The sequence below is a fragment of the Vibrio sp. Sgm 5 genome (genome assembly GCF_026241575.1).
Lineage (GTDB): Bacteria > Pseudomonadota > Gammaproteobacteria > Enterobacterales > Vibrionaceae > Vibrio > Vibrio jasicida.
The window spans coordinates 32,477-50,890 of the sequence record NZ_JAPHPY010000036.1 but is presented as its reverse complement, the minus strand read 5'-3'; the positions used below and the strand labels follow the sequence as shown (position 1 = coordinate 50,890).

At 45.5% G+C, this 18,414-nt stretch carries 16 protein-coding genes; 14 read left to right on the top strand and 2 right to left on the bottom strand.

Annotation, left to right across the window (positions count from 1 at the left end; translation table 11 throughout):
• Positions 1–122 precede the first annotated feature (122 nt).
• Positions 123–2,747, bottom strand: coding sequence for a bifunctional uridylyltransferase/uridylyl-removing protein GlnD (glnD, locus tag OQJ86_RS18330; RefSeq protein ID WP_265989024.1), 2,625 nt, complete (start codon positions 2,745–2,747; stop codon positions 123–125).
• 100 nt (positions 2,748–2,847) lie between these two features.
• Entirely contained in the window at positions 2,848–3,726 is an 879-nt protein-coding gene (gene map, locus OQJ86_RS18325; RefSeq protein WP_265989022.1) for a type I methionyl aminopeptidase, read from the bottom strand.
• Positions 3,727–4,121: 395 nt separating this feature from the next.
• Between map and rpsB the strand changes: the two genes are divergently transcribed.
• The 14 genes from rpsB to lpxB all read left to right on the top strand — a co-directional run bounded on the left by rpsB (position 4,122) and on the right by lpxB (position 18,406).
• Positions 4,122–4,850: a 30S ribosomal protein S2 gene (gene rpsB, locus OQJ86_RS18320; RefSeq protein WP_041853288.1), complete on the top strand. Its 729-nt coding sequence runs from the start codon at positions 4,122–4,124 to the stop codon at positions 4,848–4,850.
• 131 nt (positions 4,851–4,981) lie between these two features.
• Complete coding sequence (gene tsf / locus OQJ86_RS18315; RefSeq protein WP_045403995.1) at positions 4,982–5,827, top strand: translation elongation factor Ts; 846 nt, start codon at positions 4,982–4,984, stop codon at positions 5,825–5,827.
• Positions 5,828–5,980: 153 nt separating this feature from the next.
• Positions 5,981–6,712 carry a UMP kinase gene (gene pyrH / locus OQJ86_RS18310; protein WP_005436777.1) on the top strand — a complete coding sequence of 244 codons (732 nt, stop codon included), beginning with the start codon at positions 5,981–5,983 and terminating at the stop codon, positions 6,710–6,712.
• Between the two features lie 98 nt (positions 6,713–6,810).
• On the top strand, positions 6,811–7,368 hold the full coding sequence (frr, locus tag OQJ86_RS18305; protein WP_038864693.1) for a ribosome recycling factor: 558 nt from the start codon (positions 6,811–6,813) through the stop codon (positions 7,366–7,368).
• A gap of 96 nt (positions 7,369–7,464) precedes the next feature.
• On the top strand, positions 7,465–8,220 hold the full coding sequence (locus OQJ86_RS18300) for an isoprenyl transferase (RefSeq protein WP_042600058.1): 756 nt from the start codon (positions 7,465–7,467) through the stop codon (positions 8,218–8,220).
• Between the two features lie 12 nt (positions 8,221–8,232).
• Positions 8,233–9,075 carry a phosphatidate cytidylyltransferase gene (locus OQJ86_RS18295; RefSeq protein ID WP_039976963.1) on the top strand — a complete coding sequence of 281 codons (843 nt, stop codon included), beginning with the start codon at positions 8,233–8,235 and terminating at the stop codon, positions 9,073–9,075.
• Between the two features lie 52 nt (positions 9,076–9,127).
• On the top strand, positions 9,128–10,333 hold the full coding sequence (gene ispC / locus OQJ86_RS18290; RefSeq protein WP_039976965.1) for a 1-deoxy-D-xylulose-5-phosphate reductoisomerase: 1,206 nt from the start codon (positions 9,128–9,130) through the stop codon (positions 10,331–10,333).
• Positions 10,333–11,691: a sigma E protease regulator RseP gene (gene rseP, locus OQJ86_RS18285; RefSeq protein WP_039976966.1), complete on the top strand. Its 1,359-nt coding sequence runs from the start codon at positions 10,333–10,335 to the stop codon at positions 11,689–11,691. The genes ispC and rseP overlap by 1 nt, the downstream gene beginning before the upstream one ends.
• A 44-nt stretch (positions 11,692–11,735) precedes the next feature.
• A complete protein-coding gene (bamA, locus tag OQJ86_RS18280) occupies positions 11,736–14,150 on the top strand; it encodes an outer membrane protein assembly factor BamA (protein ID WP_038864709.1) in 2,415 nt (804 codons plus the stop codon).
• Positions 14,151–14,163: 13 nt separating this feature from the next.
• The gene (locus tag OQJ86_RS18275; protein WP_038864801.1) at positions 14,164–14,673 is read left to right on the top strand and encodes an OmpH family outer membrane protein; all 510 of its coding nucleotides are present in this window, start codon (positions 14,164–14,166) and stop codon (positions 14,671–14,673) included.
• 6 nt (positions 14,674–14,679) lie between these two features.
• Entirely contained in the window at positions 14,680–15,711 is a 1,032-nt protein-coding gene (gene lpxD / locus OQJ86_RS18270) for a UDP-3-O-(3-hydroxymyristoyl)glucosamine N-acyltransferase (RefSeq protein WP_039976967.1), read from the top strand.
• Positions 15,712–15,885: 174 nt separating this feature from the next.
• On the top strand, positions 15,886–16,338 hold the full coding sequence (gene fabZ, locus OQJ86_RS18265; RefSeq protein ID WP_009707417.1) for a 3-hydroxyacyl-ACP dehydratase FabZ: 453 nt from the start codon (positions 15,886–15,888) through the stop codon (positions 16,336–16,338).
• 1 nt (position 16,339) lies between these two features.
• A complete protein-coding gene (lpxA, locus tag OQJ86_RS18260) occupies positions 16,340–17,128 on the top strand; it encodes an acyl-ACP--UDP-N-acetylglucosamine O-acyltransferase (protein ID WP_265989008.1) in 789 nt (262 codons plus the stop codon).
• A 138-nt stretch (positions 17,129–17,266) separates the two neighbouring features.
• Positions 17,267–18,406: a lipid-A-disaccharide synthase gene (lpxB, locus tag OQJ86_RS18255; RefSeq protein ID WP_038864715.1), complete on the top strand. Its 1,140-nt coding sequence runs from the start codon at positions 17,267–17,269 to the stop codon at positions 18,404–18,406.
• The last annotated feature ends 8 nt before the right edge of the window (positions 18,407–18,414 follow it).

Below are 18,414 nucleotides of genomic sequence, written 5' to 3'. Positions count from 1 at the left end.
AAGTTTTCCGTATAACTGTAGCAGCCCATTTATGAGCTAGATAGCTGATATTTAGTCAAATTGCTCAACTTGTGGGCAAGATCGCTCTGGTTCTTACCCACGGTTTTATTGCTTAATCGCTTTTACGCAGAAACAGAATCGGACAACTTTTCAATCAGCTTCTCGCGCAATTCGTCTTGTTGTTCATCACTCAGACGACCACCAGAATCACTTGTGAGGATAAACAAATCTTCTGCACGTTCTCCAATTGTGGTGATCTTAGCGGCGTGTAAGTTAATGCCTAAGTCTGCAAACGTACGCCCCACTTTGGCGAGAAGCCCAGGCGTATCAAGTGCCACGAACTCCATTAAAGTGCGTTTCTTGCTCTTAGTTGGTAGGAAGTCGACCTTGGTTTTGACGTTAAAGTGCTGAAGTTTATTTGGTGTACGACGTGTTTTGATTTTTGTCGGACGACCATCTTCCAATACGTGAGTAATGTGCTTGGTGACAGCGCCATGACGACCTTCTTCAATTGCTTTACCGTGTTGATCTAGCACCATAAAGGTATCGAGTACATAGCCATCTTTACTGGTCATGATCTGCGCGTCATGAACGTTAAAATTACGACGATCGAGCTCTGCAACCACCGTCGCGAATAGGGCTGGTTGGTCTGGGCAGTAGACGAACACTTCGGTACCACCACGCGTGGCTTTTTTGCTGATCAGAACCAGTGGTTTACTTGCGTCTTCCATACGCAGCAAGTTCTCACAATGCCAAGCAATTTGTTTATGGGTATGACGCAAAAAGTAGTCGGCTTTAAAGCGCTGCCAAAGCACCTCGATCTTGCGTGCCGAGAAACCCTCTTTACGCAGTAGCGCTGACGCCATTTGCTGGTTGTGGCGTATACGTTCACGAACATCCACAGGGTTCTCCAAGCCGCGACGCAACGCGCGCTGAGTTGAGTAGAACAATTCAGCGAGCAGGGTACGCTTCCAGCTATTCCAAAGCTCTGGGTTAGTCGCACAGATATCTGCAACAGTCAGGCATACGAGGTACTCAAGATACTCTTCATCACGTACTTGTTTCGCAAACTCAGTGATGACGTCTGGATCGTATATATCGCGTCGCTGAGCGGTCACAGACATCAGTAAGTGATGCCTTACTAGCCAACTTACCAATTTCGCTTCAGGTTTAGATAGGCCGTGCTCAATACAAAAATCATACGCTTCACCTTCACCAATAACGGAGTGATCGCCACCACGCCCTTTACCGATATCATGGAAAATCGCGGCCAGAATCAGCAATTCTTTCTTTTGAATACGAGGGTAAACTTCACAACAAATCGGGTGCTTGCTGTGGTTTTCTGCGTAGCTAAAAGTATTGATGTGTTTGAGTAGGCGAATGCTGTGTTCATCCACGGTATAAACATGGAACAAATCAAATTGCATCTGACCGACAATTTGGCTCCATTGCGGAAGATACGCCGCCAGTACACCAAGTTTGTGCATCAGACTGAACGCCTTATGCAGCGCATTTGGATGACGACACAGCGCCATAAACTTTTCACGCGCTTCAGGAATAGTGTGCAAGAACTTGTTTAAGCGACGACGCGCAGTACGCAACTGACGCAACGTAGGAGGGCTCACGCCTTCGATGCTCGAATCATTGGCGATGTGCAGGAACATATCCAAAATGGTTTCAGGACGAGCTTGGAACAGCGCGGGTTTGCGAGCCTCGATCAGTGAACCACGGCGTTGGAAATCCTCATCAATGATTTCGGCATCTGCAGAGGCGCCACCGTTGATGATCGCTTGATCAAACAGCTTGAGAAGCATTTTATTAAGCTCTGCTACACGTCTAAGCGTACGGTAGAACTCTTTCATCATCATTTCGACGCCGCGGTTACCTTCGCCGACATAGCCCAAATGTTCAGCCACTTGTGCTTGATGTCCGAACGTTAAACGGTTGTCATAACGGCGTAGTTCAATATGCAGAGCAAAACGGACTCGCCATAAGAAATCCTGACACTCAACCAACTCACGGTATTCTGCGTCGGTAAGAAAGCCATAGCGGCTCATTTCCAGCAATGAAGTCGCACCAAAGTGACGACGTGCTACCCAACTTAAAGTGTGAATATCCCGTAGACCGCCTGGGGTTGACTTGATGTCAGGTTCAAGGTTGTAGGTGGTGTCATGGTAACGAGCATGGCGCTCACGTTGTTCTTGAATCTTGGCGCGGTAAAAGGTCTCACTTGGCCAGAAAGAGTCGGATAGCACCACTTTCTTCAACGCTTGGAAAGTGTCTTCACTACCACACAACAAACGAGCTTCCTGTAGGTTGGTTGCAACAGTTAAATCCGCTCGGCCAATTTCCGCACATTCAGCAACAGTTCGAACGGCATGACCGACTTCGAGGCGCAAATCCCAAAGTAGGGTAATGAATTCACTGATTTTAGCTTCAAGGGCGTTCGGTAATTTGTTGTTCGACAAAATCAAAATGTCGATATCAGAAAGGGGGTGTAACTCACCACGGCCATAACCACCTACTGCAACCAGCGATATATTATGGATGTCTTTGAAGCCAAAGTATTGCCACAAACGGTTGAGGAGTAAGTCCATGTACTCAGCGCGTGACAACACCAAATTGGTGACTGGATGGTGGGTAAGAAATTCTTGTTTTTGAAATGAACTGAATTTTTCGAGTTCTTGCTTAAGTTCAGCGATGTTGATCTGTTCATCGGTAAACGAAAGAGGGGACTGAAGAGTCATATTTGCTATCCGTGCAACTTGCTACTGTAAGCAATCTAACAAATTTGAAGCAGATAAAAAATATCCCCGCATGGGCGGGGATAAGGAAAGTGATATGCGATTACGCGTTTTTCATTAAACGAGGAATCGTGTCGTCGTTACGAAGCGTCAGCACTTCACAACCGTCTTTCGTCACCACAATGGTGTGTTCCCACTGTGCCGAGTTTTTACCATCGCCAGTGTATACCGTCCAATCATCCTGTGCGTCGACTGTACAACCAAACTTACCTGCGTTGATCATCGGCTCGATAGTAAAACACATGCCTTCTTTTAGTACGCGACGGTCTTTGTTCTTGTAGTGAACCACTTGTGGCTCTTCGTGGAACTCATCACCGATGCCGTGACCGCAGAAGTCTTTCACGATAGAGAACTTGTTGCGTGGGTTGTTCTTGTTGTTCTCTTTGATGTACTTCTCGATTGCTGTACCGATATCACCAACTGTTGCACCAGGCTTAACTTGACGCATACCAATGTACAGAGACTCTTGAGCAACCATACACAAACGTTTGTTTGCTGGAGATACATCACCAACTAGGAACATCTTAGAAGTGTCGCCGTGGTAGCCTTGTGGACGAACGCTTAGATCTGCGTTTTCATCGTTAGGCACGATAACCGTGATATCAACGTTAATGATGTCACCATCTTTAAGTACCGCTGGCTTCATTTGGCCATTTGCACCTTTTTCATCTTCTGTCGCAGGGATGCCGTGACAAACGATGTGGTTGATTGACGTACAGATTGATTTAGGGAATCCATGGTAATCAAGCGGTGCAGAGTAAGCGCCTCGCTCTAGAGCGTAATCGTGACAGATTTTGTTTAATTCTTCTGTCGTCACACCCGCCTTGATGTGCGGTTCGATCATTTCTAGAGTGTCTGCGGCTAGCTTGCCCGCAATACGCATGCGTTCGATTTCTTCAGCAGTTTTAATCTTGATTGACATTGGCTTTCTCTACTTATTCGTAAGCACGTAAACGTGCGAATGCGCGCATTCTATCAGACAACCCTTGCTTAACCCAAGCCAGTTAAGAATATGAGTCATTCTTACTTAAAGTGTAGTGATGGAATTTGGTGAAGAGTAGGGTGGTCATGCAATGGGGGTAAGAAGTGTAAGAAACAATTTTTACTAGCCATCTTAGGCTAAAATATGGTATAAAGCGCGCCGGAATCGAGGACTGTTCTCTTTACTTTTCATTAGAAGAGTAGCGAAGCAAGCTTCTTCCAATTAACTTTTATCTTTAAATCACACACATTCCGTCACATGTTCCGGGGTGCTGAGCAGAAGCTTGGTCGGAATTATGGGGGATGTGGAGGCCTAACCCCATAGAGGATTTTAAAATGGCAACTGTATCAATGCGCGATATGCTGAAAGCTGGTGTTCACTTCGGTCACCAAACTCGTTACTGGAACCCAAAAATGAAGCCATTCATCTTTGGTGCTCGTAACCGCGTTCACATCATCAACCTAGAAAAAACTGTACCAATGTTCAACGAAGCTCTAGCTGAACTAGCTAAAGTTGGCGAGAAGAAAGGTAAAGTTCTATTCGTAGGTACTAAGCGCGCTGCATCTGAAGCTGTTAAAGAAGCTGCAATCGCAAGCAACCAATACTACGTTAACAACCGTTGGTTGGGCGGCATGCTAACGAACTACAAAACAGTTCGTCAGTCTATCAAGCGTCTAAAAGATTTCGAAGCACAAGCACAAGACGGTACTTTCGAAAAACTAACTAAGAAAGAAGCTCTAATGCGTACTCGTGAAATGGAGAAGCTAGAGAAATCTCTTGGTGGTATCAAAGATATGGGCGGTCTACCAGACGCTCTATTCGTAATCGACGCTGATCACGAGCACATTGCAATTAAAGAAGCTAACAACCTAGGTATTCCAGTATACGCTGTGGTAGATACTAACTCTAACCCAGACGGCGTTGACTACATCATCCCAGGTAACGACGACGCGATCCGCGCAGTTCAACTATACCTAAACGCTGCTGCATCTGCAGTAACTGAAGGCCGCAACAAAGACGTTGCAGTAGTTGCTGAAAAAGACGGTTTCGTAGAAGCTGAATAATAGCGGCTCTGCGTCACACTTAGTCTATGTGAAACCTTGTTGTAGCATAGACTGAGTTATAGTTAGCAATGGGGGCCGACAATGTAGGCCCCTGTTTTTTACCTTATTTCGAATCAAACGAGGAATAGAGAATGGCAACTGTAACTGCTGCTCTAGTTAAAGAACTTCGCGAGCGCACTGGCGCTGGCATGATGGAATGTAAGAAAGCGCTTGTAGAAGCAAACGCTGACATCGAACTAGCAATTGAAAACATGCGTAAATCTGGCGCAGCGAAAGCAGCTAAAAAAGCTGGTAACGTTGCAGCTGAAGGCGCAATCATCATCAAAGAAGAAAACGGCGTAGCTGTTCTTCTTGAAGTTAACTGCCAAACTGACTTCGTTGCTAAAGACGGTAACTTCACTGCATTCGCAGAAAAAGTAGCACTTGACGCTCTAGCGACTAAAGCTACTGCTGAAGAGCTAGTTGCTAAATTTGAAGAAGAGCGCGTAGCTCTAGTTGCTAAAATCGGCGAAAACATCAACATCCGTCGCGTTGCTTACGTACAAGGTACTGCAATCGCTTCTTACCGTCACGGTGAGAAAATCGGTGTAGTTGTTGCTGGTGAAGGCGACGCTGAAACTCTTAAGCACGTTGCTATGCACGTTGCTGCTTCTAAGCCTGAGTTCGTTAACCCAGAAGACGTACCAGCTGACGTAGTTGCTAAAGAGAAAGAAGTTCAAGTTGAAATCGCTATGAACGAAGGCAAGCCTCAAGAGATCGCTGAGAAGATGGTTATCGGCCGCATGAAGAAATTCACTGGCGAAATCTCTCTTACTGGTCAAGCTTTCATCATGGAACCTAAGAAATCTGTTGGCGAAATGCTAAAAGAGAAAGGTGCTTCTGTTGCTACATTCGTTCGCCTAGAAGTAGGTGAAGGTATCGAGAAAGCTCAAGAAATGAGCTTCGCTGAAGAAGTAGCTGCAGCTCAAAAAGGTTAATCCTTAGCGACTTGTATAAATATTAGACCGTAGCCTAGGCTGCGGTCTTTTTACGAAAAGAGCGGCAAATCTTAGCCGTGATGAATAGCTATAAGTTTTCTTGTGTCTATTCGTGACTGTTAATCAACAACTCTCTTTTGGAAGGTAAACTCCATGACTACGAACCCTAAACCAGCGTATCAACGTATTCTATTAAAACTGAGTGGTGAAGCTCTTCAAGGCGAAGAAGGTTTCGGTATTGACCCTGCGGTTCTTGACCGTATGGCTCAAGAAGTTAAGGAGCTGGTTGAACTGGGTGTTCAAGTTGGTGTGGTAATCGGTGGTGGTAACCTATTCCGTGGTGCTGGTCTGGCTGAAGCGGGCATGAACCGCGTTGTGGGTGACCACATGGGTATGCTAGCAACAGTAATGAACGGTCTAGCAATGCGTGACGCACTTCACCGCGCATACGTAAATGCTCGCGTAATGTCTGCAATTCCTCTAAAAGGTGTGTGTGACGATTACAATTGGGCAGACGCTATCCGCGAACTTCGCCAAGGCCGTGTAGTAATCTTCTCGGCAGGTACAGGTAACCCATTCTTCACAACAGATTCAGCGGCTTGTCTACGTGGTATCGAAATCGAAGCTGACGTAGTTCTAAAAGCGACAAAAGTTGATGGTGTATTTACTGCTGACCCAGTAGCAAACCCAGACGCAGAGCTGTATGATAAGCTATCTTACACTGAAATTCTGGATAAAGAATTGAAAGTGATGGACTTGGCTGCGTTCACACTTGCTCGTGACCACAAAATGCCAATCCGCGTATTTAACATGAATAAGCCAGGCGCACTACGTCGCGTGGTAATGGGCGAAGCTGAAGGCACGTTGATCTGCGCTGACGCGTAAATCTCAGCGCCATTCAACAAGAGACATGGGATGGCGTTTTGCTTTGCTTAAGCCCTTTAAGCTTTCTTCATGAAAGATGACATTTTTAAGGTGAAACCGTGATTAACGAAATCAATAAAGACGCGCAAGAGCGCATGGACAAAAGCGTTGAAGCGCTAAAGAACAACCTTTCTAAAGTTCGTACTGGCCGCGCGCACCCAAGCCTACTATCTGGCATCTCTGTAGAATACTACGGCGCAGCTACTCCTCTTAACCAAATCGCTAACGTTGTTGCTGAAGACGCTCGTACTCTAGCAATCACAGTTTTCGACAAAGAGCTAACTCAAAAAGTTGAAAAAGCGATCATGATGTCTGACCTTGGCCTAAACCCAATGTCTGCTGGCACAATCATCCGCGTTCCACTTCCACCGCTAACAGAAGAGCGTCGTAAAGACCTAGTTAAGATCGTTCGTGGTGAAGCTGAAGGCGCACGTGTTGCTGTTCGTAACATCCGTCGTGACGCAAACAGCGACCTAAAAGGTCTTCTAAAAGATAAAGAAATCTCTGAAGACGAAGATCGTAAAGCACAAGACGAAATTCAAAAATTGACTGACGTAGCAGTTAAGAAGATCGACGACGTTCTTGCTGCAAAAGAAAAAGAGTTGATGGAAGTTTAATACTCCCATCCACATCACTGTTGGAAAACGCTGTGCTCACAGCTCAGCGTTTTTTTGTGTTAGTCTATCCAACTGATGGAACTCAATTAACTCCCTATGCAAAATTCTCAAGCCTTCTCTGATTCCCTTCCTAAACATATTGCCATCATTATGGACGGTAATGGTCGTTGGGCTAAGTCCAAAGGAAAGCCTCGTGTATTCGGTCATAAAAAGGGCGTAAACGCCGTTCGTAAGACCGTTGCAGCCGCTTCCAAGCTTGGCATCAAAGCCATGACTTTGTTTGCTTTCAGCAGCGAAAACTGGCGTCGTCCAGAAGAAGAAGTCGGCCTTTTAATGGAGCTGTTCATTTCTGTCTTATCGAGTGAAGTGAAAAAGCTGCACAAAAACAACTTACGCCTACGTGTCATTGGCGATACCAGCCGTTTTAGTGAACGCTTACAAGGTAAAATTCTTGAAGCGGAAGCTCTAACTGCCAGCAATACGGGGATGGTGATTAACATTGCAGCCAACTATGGTGGCAAGTGGGACATCACAGAGGCGGCCAAATCGTTAGCGTTAAAAGCGCGTAACGGTGAGATCCGTGTAGAGGATATCAATGAGCAGTTGATTACCCAGCATCTGACTATGGCTGATCTACCAGAAGTCGATCTATTGATTCGTACTAGTGGTGAGTGTCGCATCAGTAACTTCATGCTGTGGCAAATGGCTTATGCTGAAATGTACTTTACTCCTGAGTACTGGCCTGAATTCGATGAAGACAGCTTAGTAGAGGCTGTGACTTGGTTTATCAACCGAGAGCGTCGTTTTGGTTGTACTGGTGAACAAGTGAAGGCATTGATGGCTGCTCAATAAGGACTAGTTAGTTTGAAACAGAGAATAATAACAGCACTAATTTTAGCTCCCCTGGTTATTTTAGGTATTTTTAAGTTACCACTAATGGGCTTTATCATCGCATTGACCGCGATAACCCTATTAGGTTTTTGGGAGTGGACTCAGTTTACAGAAAGCAAATCTCGCATTGCTGCCCTTGTTCCGGCTGCCGTTGTTACCGGACTTAGTTTTCTATTCATTTCGCCTGATGCAGCAAGCCTTAACCAACTGGCAGCTCCGCATTACACCGTTTTAGCACTCGGTTTTGCTTGGTGGATTATCGCAAGTGGAATGGCAATTACTTACCCTAAAACCACTAATTTATGGCAAAGCAGTAAAGTGTTGCGCCATGTATTTGGTTTCCTTACGTTGATCCCTTTCTTATGGAGTGTGATCATTCTTAGGGCTTCTGATTTTGCAGTAGATCCATACCACGGCGCAAAACTTGTGCTGTATGTTTGCTTCTTGGTATGGGCTGCTGATAGTGGTGCTTACTTTGCTGGTAAAAGCATGGGTAAGCGCAAAATGGCGCCTCATGTGAGCCCAAACAAGACGATAGAAGGCTTGATTGGCGGCATTATCGCAGCATTGATTGTTGGCTGGTTGTTCGCCGGTTGGTTTGATATCCAATTTACTAGTCCAATTCACATGGTGGTCATCACATTGGTTACTGTCGTGATTTCTGTGCTTGGTGATTTGGTTGAAAGCATGTTCAAACGTGTGTCAGGCATCAAAGACAGCAGCAACATCATTCCAGGTCACGGCGGTATCCTAGATCGTGTCGATAGCCTTACCGCTGCATTCCCAGTATTTGCTCTTCTTTACTACGTATTCTAATTTAATCGGGAGCGGCATCGTCGCTCCTGAGTTTTTCTAACGGTCTTACATCATGCAAAAGTTAACGATTCTTGGTGCAACAGGCTCAATCGGTGCAAGCACACTAAAAGTGGTTGAACAAAATCCTGAGCTGTTTTCTATCGTCGCATTAGCGGCCAGCACTAACGTTGAAAAGATGGTCGCACTTTGCCGCAAATGGCAACCAAAATACGCTGTTATGGCGGATAAGGCTGCGGCAGTGGCATTAAGCGCTGAGCTAGCTTCAATCTCGCCAAAGACTGAAGTATTAGGTGGTGTTGATGCACTTTGTCATGTTTCTGCACTGGAAGAAGTCGATAGCGTAATGGCGGCAATAGTGGGTGCTGCAGGTCTGTTGCCAACAATGGCAGCGGTAAAAGCGGGCAAGCGTGTGCTACTGGCAAACAAAGAAGCACTTGTGATGTCTGGTCAACTGTTCATTGACGCAGTTGAAGAACATGGCGCAGAGTTACTTCCTGTAGACAGTGAGCACAATGCGATTTTCCAGTGCCTACCACAACAAGTTCAAACTAATCTAGGCCGTTGCAACTTAGAAGAGCATGGCATTTCCTCGATCCTGCTGACTGGTTCTGGTGGTCCATTCCGCTATACCGATATTGCTGAGTTAGATAAAGTGACGCCAGCACAAGCGATTGCTCATCCTAACTGGTCAATGGGGCCAAAAATCTCGGTTGATTCTGCAACCATGATGAACAAAGGCCTTGAGTACATTGAAGCAAAATGGCTATTTAACGCCGCTCGTGAACAACTGAAAGTGATCATTCACCCTCAGTCTGTCATTCATTCCATGGTTCAATACCGCGATGGTTCTGTATTGGCGCAAATGGGAGAGCCAGATATGGCAACCCCGATTGCATTAACCATGTCATATCCATCCCGTGTGGATGCGGGAGTGAAACCGTTAGATTTTACTCAAGTAGGTGAATTGACATTCCTTCAGCCAGATTTTGCACGCTATCCGTGTTTGAAGCTGGCTATCGATGCGTGCTACGAAGGCCAACATGCCACAACGGCTCTGAATGCAGCGAACGAAATTGCCGTTGATGCTTTCCTAAATAATCGACTTGGTTTCACAGATATCGCTCGCATCAATGAGTCAGTTTTGAACAAAATAACTGCAAGCCATAAAAGTGAGAATGTGAATAGCTTGGAAAGCTTGATAGAGCTAGATAGAATGGCACGAACTATCGCCTTAGAATTTTTACGCGAGCGTAGCTAATGACTGGTATTTTGTGGAATTTGGTTTCTTTTATCGTTGCATTGGGCATCTTGGTGGCTGTGCACGAATTTGGTCACTTTTGGGTTGCTCGCCGTTGTGGTGTCAAGGTTGAGAAATTCTCAATCGGTTTTGGTAAGTCTATCTGGAGCAAGGTAGGCAAAGATGGCACTGAGTACAGCATTTCAATGATCCCATTGGGTGGCTATGTCAAAATGGTGGATAGCCGTGTTGATGAAGTACCTGAAAACGAAAAGCACATGGCGTTTGATCAAAAGCCATTGTGGAAGCGCACATCAATTGTTGCGGCGGGTCCTATTTTCAACTTCCTGTTCGCGATCGTTGCGTATTGGTTAGTTTTCCTGATTGGTGTGCCAGCGGTTAAACCTGTAATTGGTGAAGTTACGCCCAATTCAATCGTTGCTCAGGCAGGAATTGAAACAGGGATGGAACTAAAATCTATCTCAGGTATCAAAACTCCGGATTGGGAATCAGTCAACATGGGTTTAATCTCTCATATTGGCGATGATTCAATGACAGTGACCTTAACTTCATCGAATGAAGTGGGCTCTGAAGTGACCAAAACCCTTGATATCCGTGATTGGAAATTTGATCCCGAAACTCAATCAGCAATGCATTCACTTGGCTTTACGCCGTTCACTCCAGAGATATACACGGAGTTAGCGCAAGTAAGTGAAGGCGCTGCGGGTGAAAAGGCGGGTTTACTGGCTGGTGACAAGATTGTCGCGATTAACGGCAAAAAGATTTCTAACTGGAATGAAGTGGTTGAAGCCATTCGTTCTAACCCAGAAACGCCAATTGACCTGACGGTGTTACGTCAGGGTGATGAGCAATCATTGACGTTGACTCCAGGTCGCCGTGAGCTAGCTAACAAACAAGTGGTTGGTTTTGCGGGTATCGCACCTGAAGTCGCAGAATGGCCAGAAAGTTATCGCTTCGAATTACAGTTTGGTGTATTCGAGTCTATTGGCAAAGCGATTGACAAAACTGGTCAAGTTATTGGACTTACAATCAGCATGCTTAAGAAACTGATTGTAGGTGATGTTGGTCTGAACAATCTGAGTGGGCCAATTTCAATCGCCAAAGGAGCAGGGGCGACGGCAGACTACGGTCTGGTTTACTTTTTAGGTTTTCTCGCACTAATTAGTGTTAACCTAGGTATTATCAACCTCGTTCCTTTACCAATGTTGGATGGTGGTCATTTGCTATTTTTTGCAATCGAAGCCGTTATCCGACGCCCAGTACCTGAAAAGGTACAGGAAATGGGTTATCGAATTGGTGGTGCGATTATCTTCTCGCTCATGGCGTTAGCGCTATTTAATGATTTTACTCGTCTGTGATAGTTCAGAGACAAAAGCAGTAGCAAGGAATAATTAGAACAAGTATGGCGATTAAGCGAATTCTGTTTGCAAGTTTACTGGCGACCAGTGTATCTGCAAACGGAGCACAGAACTTTGTAGTTCAAGATATTGAGATCGATGGATTGCAACGTGTGGCACTGGGTGCTGCGTTGCTGAAGATGCCTGTACGTGTCGGCGATACTGTTGACCAAGGCGATGTTGCTGAGATCATTCGTGCACTGTACGCATCGGGTAACTTTGAAGATGTAAAAGTACTGCGCAACGGTGATGTGTTGGTTGTTCAAGTGAAAGAACGCCCAACGATTGCTAGCATCTCATTCTCAGGCAACAAAGCAATCAAGGATGAGCAGCTACAAGAAAACCTGAACGCTTCTGGTGTTCGCGAAGGTGAAGCGCTTGACCGTACTACGCTAAGCAACATCGAAAAAGGTTTGGAAGACTTTTACTACAGCGTTGGTAAATACAACGCGACCGTAAAAGCGGTTGTTACTCCATTGCCTCGTAACCGTTCCGATCTGAAATTTGTCTTCACCGAAGGTGTATCGGCAAAAATTCAGCAAATCAACTTTATCGGCAATGAAGTCTTTTCTGATGAAGACCTTCTTTCTCGTTTCAACCTAAACGTAGACGTGCCATGGTGGAACTTCCTAGCGGACGAAAAATACCAAAAGCAAGTACTTGCTGGTGATATCGAAGCGCTGAAGTCTTACTACCTTGACCGCGGTTATCTGAAATTTAACGTTGATTCGACACAAGTGGCGATTTCTCCTGACAAAAAAGGCGTATACATTACGCTTGGTCTTGAAGAAGGCGACGTGTACACCGTGAAGGACGTGAAATTCCGTGGTGATTTGATCGGTGAAGAAGCAACGTTCGAAAAGCTGGTTCCATTTGAAGACAACGAGACGTACAACGGTTCTCGTGTGACTTCGATGGAAGAAGGTATCAAACGTGTGCTTGGTGAATCTGGTTACGCTTACCCGCAAGTTAACACCATTCCTGAGTTCGACGACGAAAACAAACAAGTATCACTTGTTGTGAACGTAGAACCAGGCAACCGCATCTACGTACGCGATATTCGTTTCACGGGTAACAACTCTACGAAAGACGAAGTACTGCGTCGTGAGATGCGTCAGATGGAAGGCAGCTGGTTAAACTCGAAATCAATTGAAACGGGTAAAACGCGTCTAAACCGTCTGGGTTACTTCGAAAACGTAGAAGTACAAACTGTACGTGTACCTGGCAGCGATGACCAAGTAGACCTAGTTTACTCAGTTAAAGAGGCAAACTCAGGCAGCGTTAACTTTGGTGTCGGCTACGGTACTGAATCAGGCGTCAGCTTCCAAGTTGGTCTACAACAAGACAACTTTATCGGTAGTGGTAATCGCGTTGGTATTAACGCGATGATGAACGACTACCAGAAAAACGTGAGTTTGGACTACCGCGACCCTTACTGGAACCTAGATGGTGTAAGTTTGGGTGGTAAGATCTTCTATGATGAGTTTGAAGCATCTGAAGCGGGTATCGTTGACTATACCAACCAAAGTTACGGTGCAAGTTTGACATGGGGTTTCCCATTCGACGAATTGAACCGTTTTGAGTTTGGTGTTGGTTATACCCACAACAAGATCGGTAACTTGTCGCCTTACTTACAGGTAGAACAGTTCCTACAAGCGCAAGCAGACAATATCGACTCTAGCGGCGCATTGAATACAAACGATTTTGACTTCAACATCTCATGGACACGTAACAACCTAAACCGTGGCTACTTCCCAACAGCGGGTAACCACCAACGTGCATTCTATAAGATGACCGTACCTGGCTCTGACGTTCAATACTTCAAGATGCAGTATGATGTTCGTCAATACGTGCCACTGACTAAGAAGCATGAATTCACGCTCTTGTTCCGTGGTCGTCTAGGTTATGGTAACGGTTATGGTCAAACGGATGGTAACGATAACTTGTTCCCATTCTACGAAAACTACTACGCAGGTGGTTTTACAACACTACGTGGTTTCGGCTCTAACTCTGTAGGTCCAAAAGCGGTTTACCGTGATTACTCAGGCTCAAATAACGGTGCGGACACCGCAACAGATGATTCTGTTGGTGGTAACGCGGTAGCGCTGGCGAGTATCGAGTTGATCGTACCAACACCATTTGCTTCGGATGAAGTTCGTAACCAGATTCGTACCAGTATCTTCTTCGATATGGCGAGTATTTGGGATACTGAATTTGATTACCGCAGCTCAGGTGCTGAATACGGCGACCGTTACTACTACGATTACTCAGATCCAACCAACTACCGTTCATCTTACGGTGCGGCGTTGCAATGGATGTCTCCTATGGGGCCACTAGTCTTCTCACTAGCGAAACCAATTAAGAAATATGATGGCGACGATGAAGAGTTCTTCACGTTCACTATCGGTAGAACCTTCTAAAGAGGAAAATATTTTGAATAAAATGATCAAAGCGGCTGGGATTGGCCTTCTTGTACTTAGCTCTTCAATGTTTGCAAACGCGGCTGAAGCTGCTCAGAAAATTGCTTACGTAAACACGGCTCAGGTTTTCCAATCTCTTCCTCAGCGCGAAGTGGTTCTACAAAAAATGCAGAAAGACTTCAAGAGCAAGGCAGACGAGCTGAAGTCTATCCAAGCAAAAGCGAAGACTAAGATTGAAAAGCTACAGCGTGATGGCCAACTTCTAGGCCAAGACGAAGTTGAAAAGCTACGTATCGACATCGCTAAACTAGACAGCGAGTACAAAGTAAAAGCTCAAGCTCTAGAGAAAGCAAGCGCACGTCGTGAAGCTGAAGAAAAAGCGAAGCTATTCAAAACGATTCAAGATGCTGTGAAGAAAGTAGCAACGAAGAAAGGTTACGATATGGTAATCGATATTTCTTCTCTTCAGTACGGTAAGCCAGAATACAACATCTCTGAAGACGTAATTAAAGCTCTAAAATAAGAAGTTATGAAGACATTAACATTAGCCGAGTTGGCGACAATTACCGGGGGAGAGCTGTTTGGTGACGAGTCACTCGTCGTAAGCCGTGTAGCTCCAATGGATAAAGCACAAGAAGGTGACGTTACCTTTTTGTCTAACCCAAAATACGCAAAGCACCTTGCTGAATGTCTCGCGACAGTCGTGATGGTGAAGGAAGAGCACAAAGAGCAGTGTACAGGCAATGCGCTTGTTGTCGCTGACCCTTATGTAGCTTTTGCTCGTGTGGTTCAAGCTATGGATACCACACCGAAGCCTGCTGAAGACATTGCACCTAGTGCCGTGATTGCAGCAGACGTGAAGATGGGTGCAAACGTAGCAGTCGGTGCAAATGCAGTGATTGAAACGGGTGTAGAGCTTGGCGACAACGTTATTGTTGGTGCGGGCTGTTTTATCGGTAAAAACGCAAAGTTAGGCAACAACACCAAGCTTTGGGCTAATGTTACTATCTATCATGAAGTGTCACTTGGCGATGACTGTCTGGTTCAATCTGGCACAGTCATCGGCTCAGACGGTTTCGGTTACGCGAACGATAAAGGCGAGTGGATCAAAATTCCTCAGCTTGGTTCAGTGCGCATCGGTAATCGTGTTGAGATTGGTGCATGTACCACGATTGACCGTGGTGCACTTGAAGACACCATCATTGAAGACAACGTGATTCTTGATAACCAGCTTCAAATCGCTCATAACGTGCAGATCGGATATGGTACCGTGATGCCAGGTGGTACTATTGTCGCTGGCAGTACCAAAATTGGTAAATACTGCCAGATCGGCGGCGCGTCGGTTCTTAACGGACATATTACGATTGCAGATGGCGTAGCTATCACCGGTATGGGCATGGTTATGCGCAGTATCGAAGAGAAAGGCTTGTATTCGTCAGGTATTCCACTGCAAACGAACCGAGAGTGGCGTAAGACGGCAACTCGAGTTCATCGCATTGACGATATGAACAAACGCCTGAAAGCTGTTGAGAAGCAGCTGGAACCGAAAGAAGAATCTTAGTTCCATAATTCTGAACAAAGACTCGCGAAATGCGGGTCTTTTTCTTCTATAATGACGCGCTATAAGTAGATTTATCACCAAGCTGGTATACACTTTGCAGGCATTTCCTGATTAAGTGGCTTTTGCCGCTGCCTTGCCATCTTGGTTGTTGAGTATTGATATAGGAAGACGACTTTGACTACTGAAAAGAAAACGATGAACATCTCTGAAATTCAAGAGCTACTACCTCATCGCTACCCATTCTTATTGATCGACCGAGTGATTGACTTCCAAGAAGAGAAGTACCTTCACGCGATTAAAAACGTGTCGGTTAACGAACCTCAGTTCACAGGTCACTTTCCACAATTGCCAGTCTTCCCAGGTGTTCTTATTCTGGAAGCGATGGCGCAGGCGACAGGCTTACTTGCATTTAAATCATTTGGTGCGCCAACTGAAAATGAGCTGTACTACTTCGCAAGTGTTGACGGTGCAAAATTCCGTAAACCAGTAGTACCAGGCGACCAAATGATTATTGAAGTAGAATTTTTGAAAGAGCGTCGCGGCATTGCTGCATTCAAAGGTGTAGCGAAGGTTGACGGCGAAGTAGTATGTTCAGCAGAGCTGAAGTGTGCTCGTCGAGAGTTTTAATATGATTCATGAAACCGCTAAAATCCACCCAGCTGCGGTGGTAGAAGAAGGCGCGAAAATTGGCGCTAACGTGACTGTTGGTCCATTCACTTACATCACCTCAACGGTAGAGATCGGTGAAGGTACGGAAGTGATGTCTCACGTAGTGATCAAAGGTCACACCACAATTGGTAAAGACAACCGCATTTTCCCACATGCTGTCATTGGTGAAGAGAACCAAGATAAGAAGTACGGTGGCGAAGATACAACAGTGGTTATCGGTGACCGCAACGTGATTCGTGAAGCGGCTCAGGTTCATCGTGGCACTGTCCAAGATAAAGCAACCACTGTGATTGGTGATGATAACTTGCTGTGTGTTAACGCGCATATTGCTCACGATGTTATCGTTGGTAACCATACTCACATTGGCAACAACGCGATTCTTGGCGGTCACGTAACGGTTGATGACCATGCCGGCGTTATGGCACTTTCTGCGATTCACCCATTCTGTACGGTAGGTGCTTACGCTTACGTTGGCGGCTGTTCTGCAGTTGTTCAGGATGTACCAGCTTACGTACTTGCACAAGGTAACCATGCGACACCATTTGGTTTGAACTTGGTTGGTTTGAAGCGTAACGGTTTTGAAAAACCAGAAATCCGTGCATTGCAAAAAGCGTACAAAGAGCTTTACCGCTCAGGCAAAACGCTAGAAGAAGTGAAGCCGATCCTTGCTGAAATGGCACAAGAGTGGCCAGCAGTAAAACGTTTCTCAGACATTCTGGAAACAACGGAACGTGGCATCATTCGTTAATTTACGAATGTGCGGTTAATGAGAAAAGATCGCGCCCAATTGGGCTGCGGTCTTTTTGTGTTTTATGGATAGGGTAAAATAGCAAGATCCTCGGATATTACTCTCTATCCATAGCGCATAGGAAAAAGCGAAAGAAAGATGGAAAGACCACTACGTATTGGCATCATTGCCGGAGAACTGTCAGGCGATACTCTTGGCGAAGGCTTCATCAAAGCAGTTAAAGAACAATACCCAGATGCAGAATTTGTCGGTATTGGCGGCCCTAAAATGATCGCGCAAGGCTGTGAGTCACTGTTTGAAATGGAAGAGTTGGCTGTGATGGGCTTGGTTGAAGTTCTGGGTCGCTTACCAAGATTATTAAAAGTGAAAGCAGAGCTGATTAAGTATTTCACTGCAAATCCGCCGGATGTCTTTGTAGGGATCGATGCACCAGACTTTAACCTACGTGTTGAGTTAGATTTAAAAAACGCAGGAATCAAAACGGTACACTACGTGAGCCCTTCTGTTTGGGCTTGGCGTCAAAAACGTATCTTCAAGATTGAAGCGGCAACCAACCTAGTATTGGCTTTCTTACCTTTCGAAAAAGCGTTTTACGACAAATTCAATGTGCCTTGTGAATTCATTGGTCACACATTGGCAGATGCCATTCCTCTGCATTCAGACAAGGCTCCTGCACGTGAGTTACTCGGTTTAAAACATGATAAACAATGGTTAGCGGTGCTTCCGGGGAGTCGTGGCAGTGAGTTGAAAATGCTCTCTCAACCGTTTATTGAAACCTGTAAAAAACTGCATCAGAAGTTCCCTGATCTTGGCTTTGTTGTTGCGTTAGTAAATCAGAAACGTCGCGAGCAATTCGAGCAAGCGTGGAAAGAGTATGCGCCAGAGTTGGATTTCAAACTGGTAGACGATACCGCTCGTAATGTGATTACGGCGTCTGATGCCGTGATGTTGGCGTCTGGTACGGTCGCGCTTGAGTGTATGTTGTTAAAACGACCAATGGTTGTAGGGTACCGTGTTAACGCGGTTACCGCCTTCCTAGCCAAGCGCCTGCTGAAAACCAAATACGTGTCATTACCAAACATTTTGTCGGATAGCGAGTTAGTAAAAGAATACCTGCAAGAAGAGTGCACTCCAGAAAACTTATTCACTGAAGTGTCTCGCTTACTAGAGAGCGATAACCAACAGATGTTGGATAAGTTTACGGAAATGCATCACTGGATACGCAAAGACGCGGACCAACAGGCTGCAAATGCGGTTCTAAAACTGATTGAAAAATAGAGATTTAC

Excerpts from the sequence above, each read along its gene's own strand:
- lpxA (WP_265989008.1), top strand. The coding sequence starts at position 16,340 with ATGATTCATGAAACCGCTAAAATCCACCCAGCTGCGGTGGTAGAAGAA.
- rseP (WP_039976966.1), top strand. The coding sequence starts at position 10,333 with ATGACTGGTATTTTGTGGAATTTGGTTTCTTTTATCGTTGCATTGGGC.
- lpxB (WP_038864715.1), top strand. The coding sequence starts at position 17,267 with ATGGAAAGACCACTACGTATTGGCATCATTGCCGGAGAACTGTCAGGC.
- ispC (WP_039976965.1), top strand. The coding sequence starts at position 9,128 with ATGCAAAAGTTAACGATTCTTGGTGCAACAGGCTCAATCGGTGCAAGC.
- tsf (WP_045403995.1), top strand. The coding sequence starts at position 4,982 with ATGGCAACTGTAACTGCTGCTCTAGTTAAAGAACTTCGCGAGCGCACT.
- OQJ86_RS18300 (WP_042600058.1), top strand. The coding sequence starts at position 7,465 with ATGCAAAATTCTCAAGCCTTCTCTGATTCCCTTCCTAAACATATTGCC.
- lpxD (WP_039976967.1), top strand. The coding sequence starts at position 14,680 with ATGAAGACATTAACATTAGCCGAGTTGGCGACAATTACCGGGGGAGAG.
- glnD (WP_265989024.1), bottom strand. The coding sequence starts at position 2,747 with ATGACTCTTCAGTCCCCTCTTTCGTTTACCGATGAACAGATCAACATC.
- map (WP_265989022.1), bottom strand. The coding sequence starts at position 3,726 with ATGTCAATCAAGATTAAAACTGCTGAAGAAATCGAACGCATGCGTATT.
- rpsB (WP_041853288.1), top strand. The coding sequence starts at position 4,122 with ATGGCAACTGTATCAATGCGCGATATGCTGAAAGCTGGTGTTCACTTC.
- pyrH (WP_005436777.1), top strand. The coding sequence starts at position 5,981 with ATGACTACGAACCCTAAACCAGCGTATCAACGTATTCTATTAAAACTG.
- bamA (WP_038864709.1), top strand. The coding sequence starts at position 11,736 with ATGGCGATTAAGCGAATTCTGTTTGCAAGTTTACTGGCGACCAGTGTA.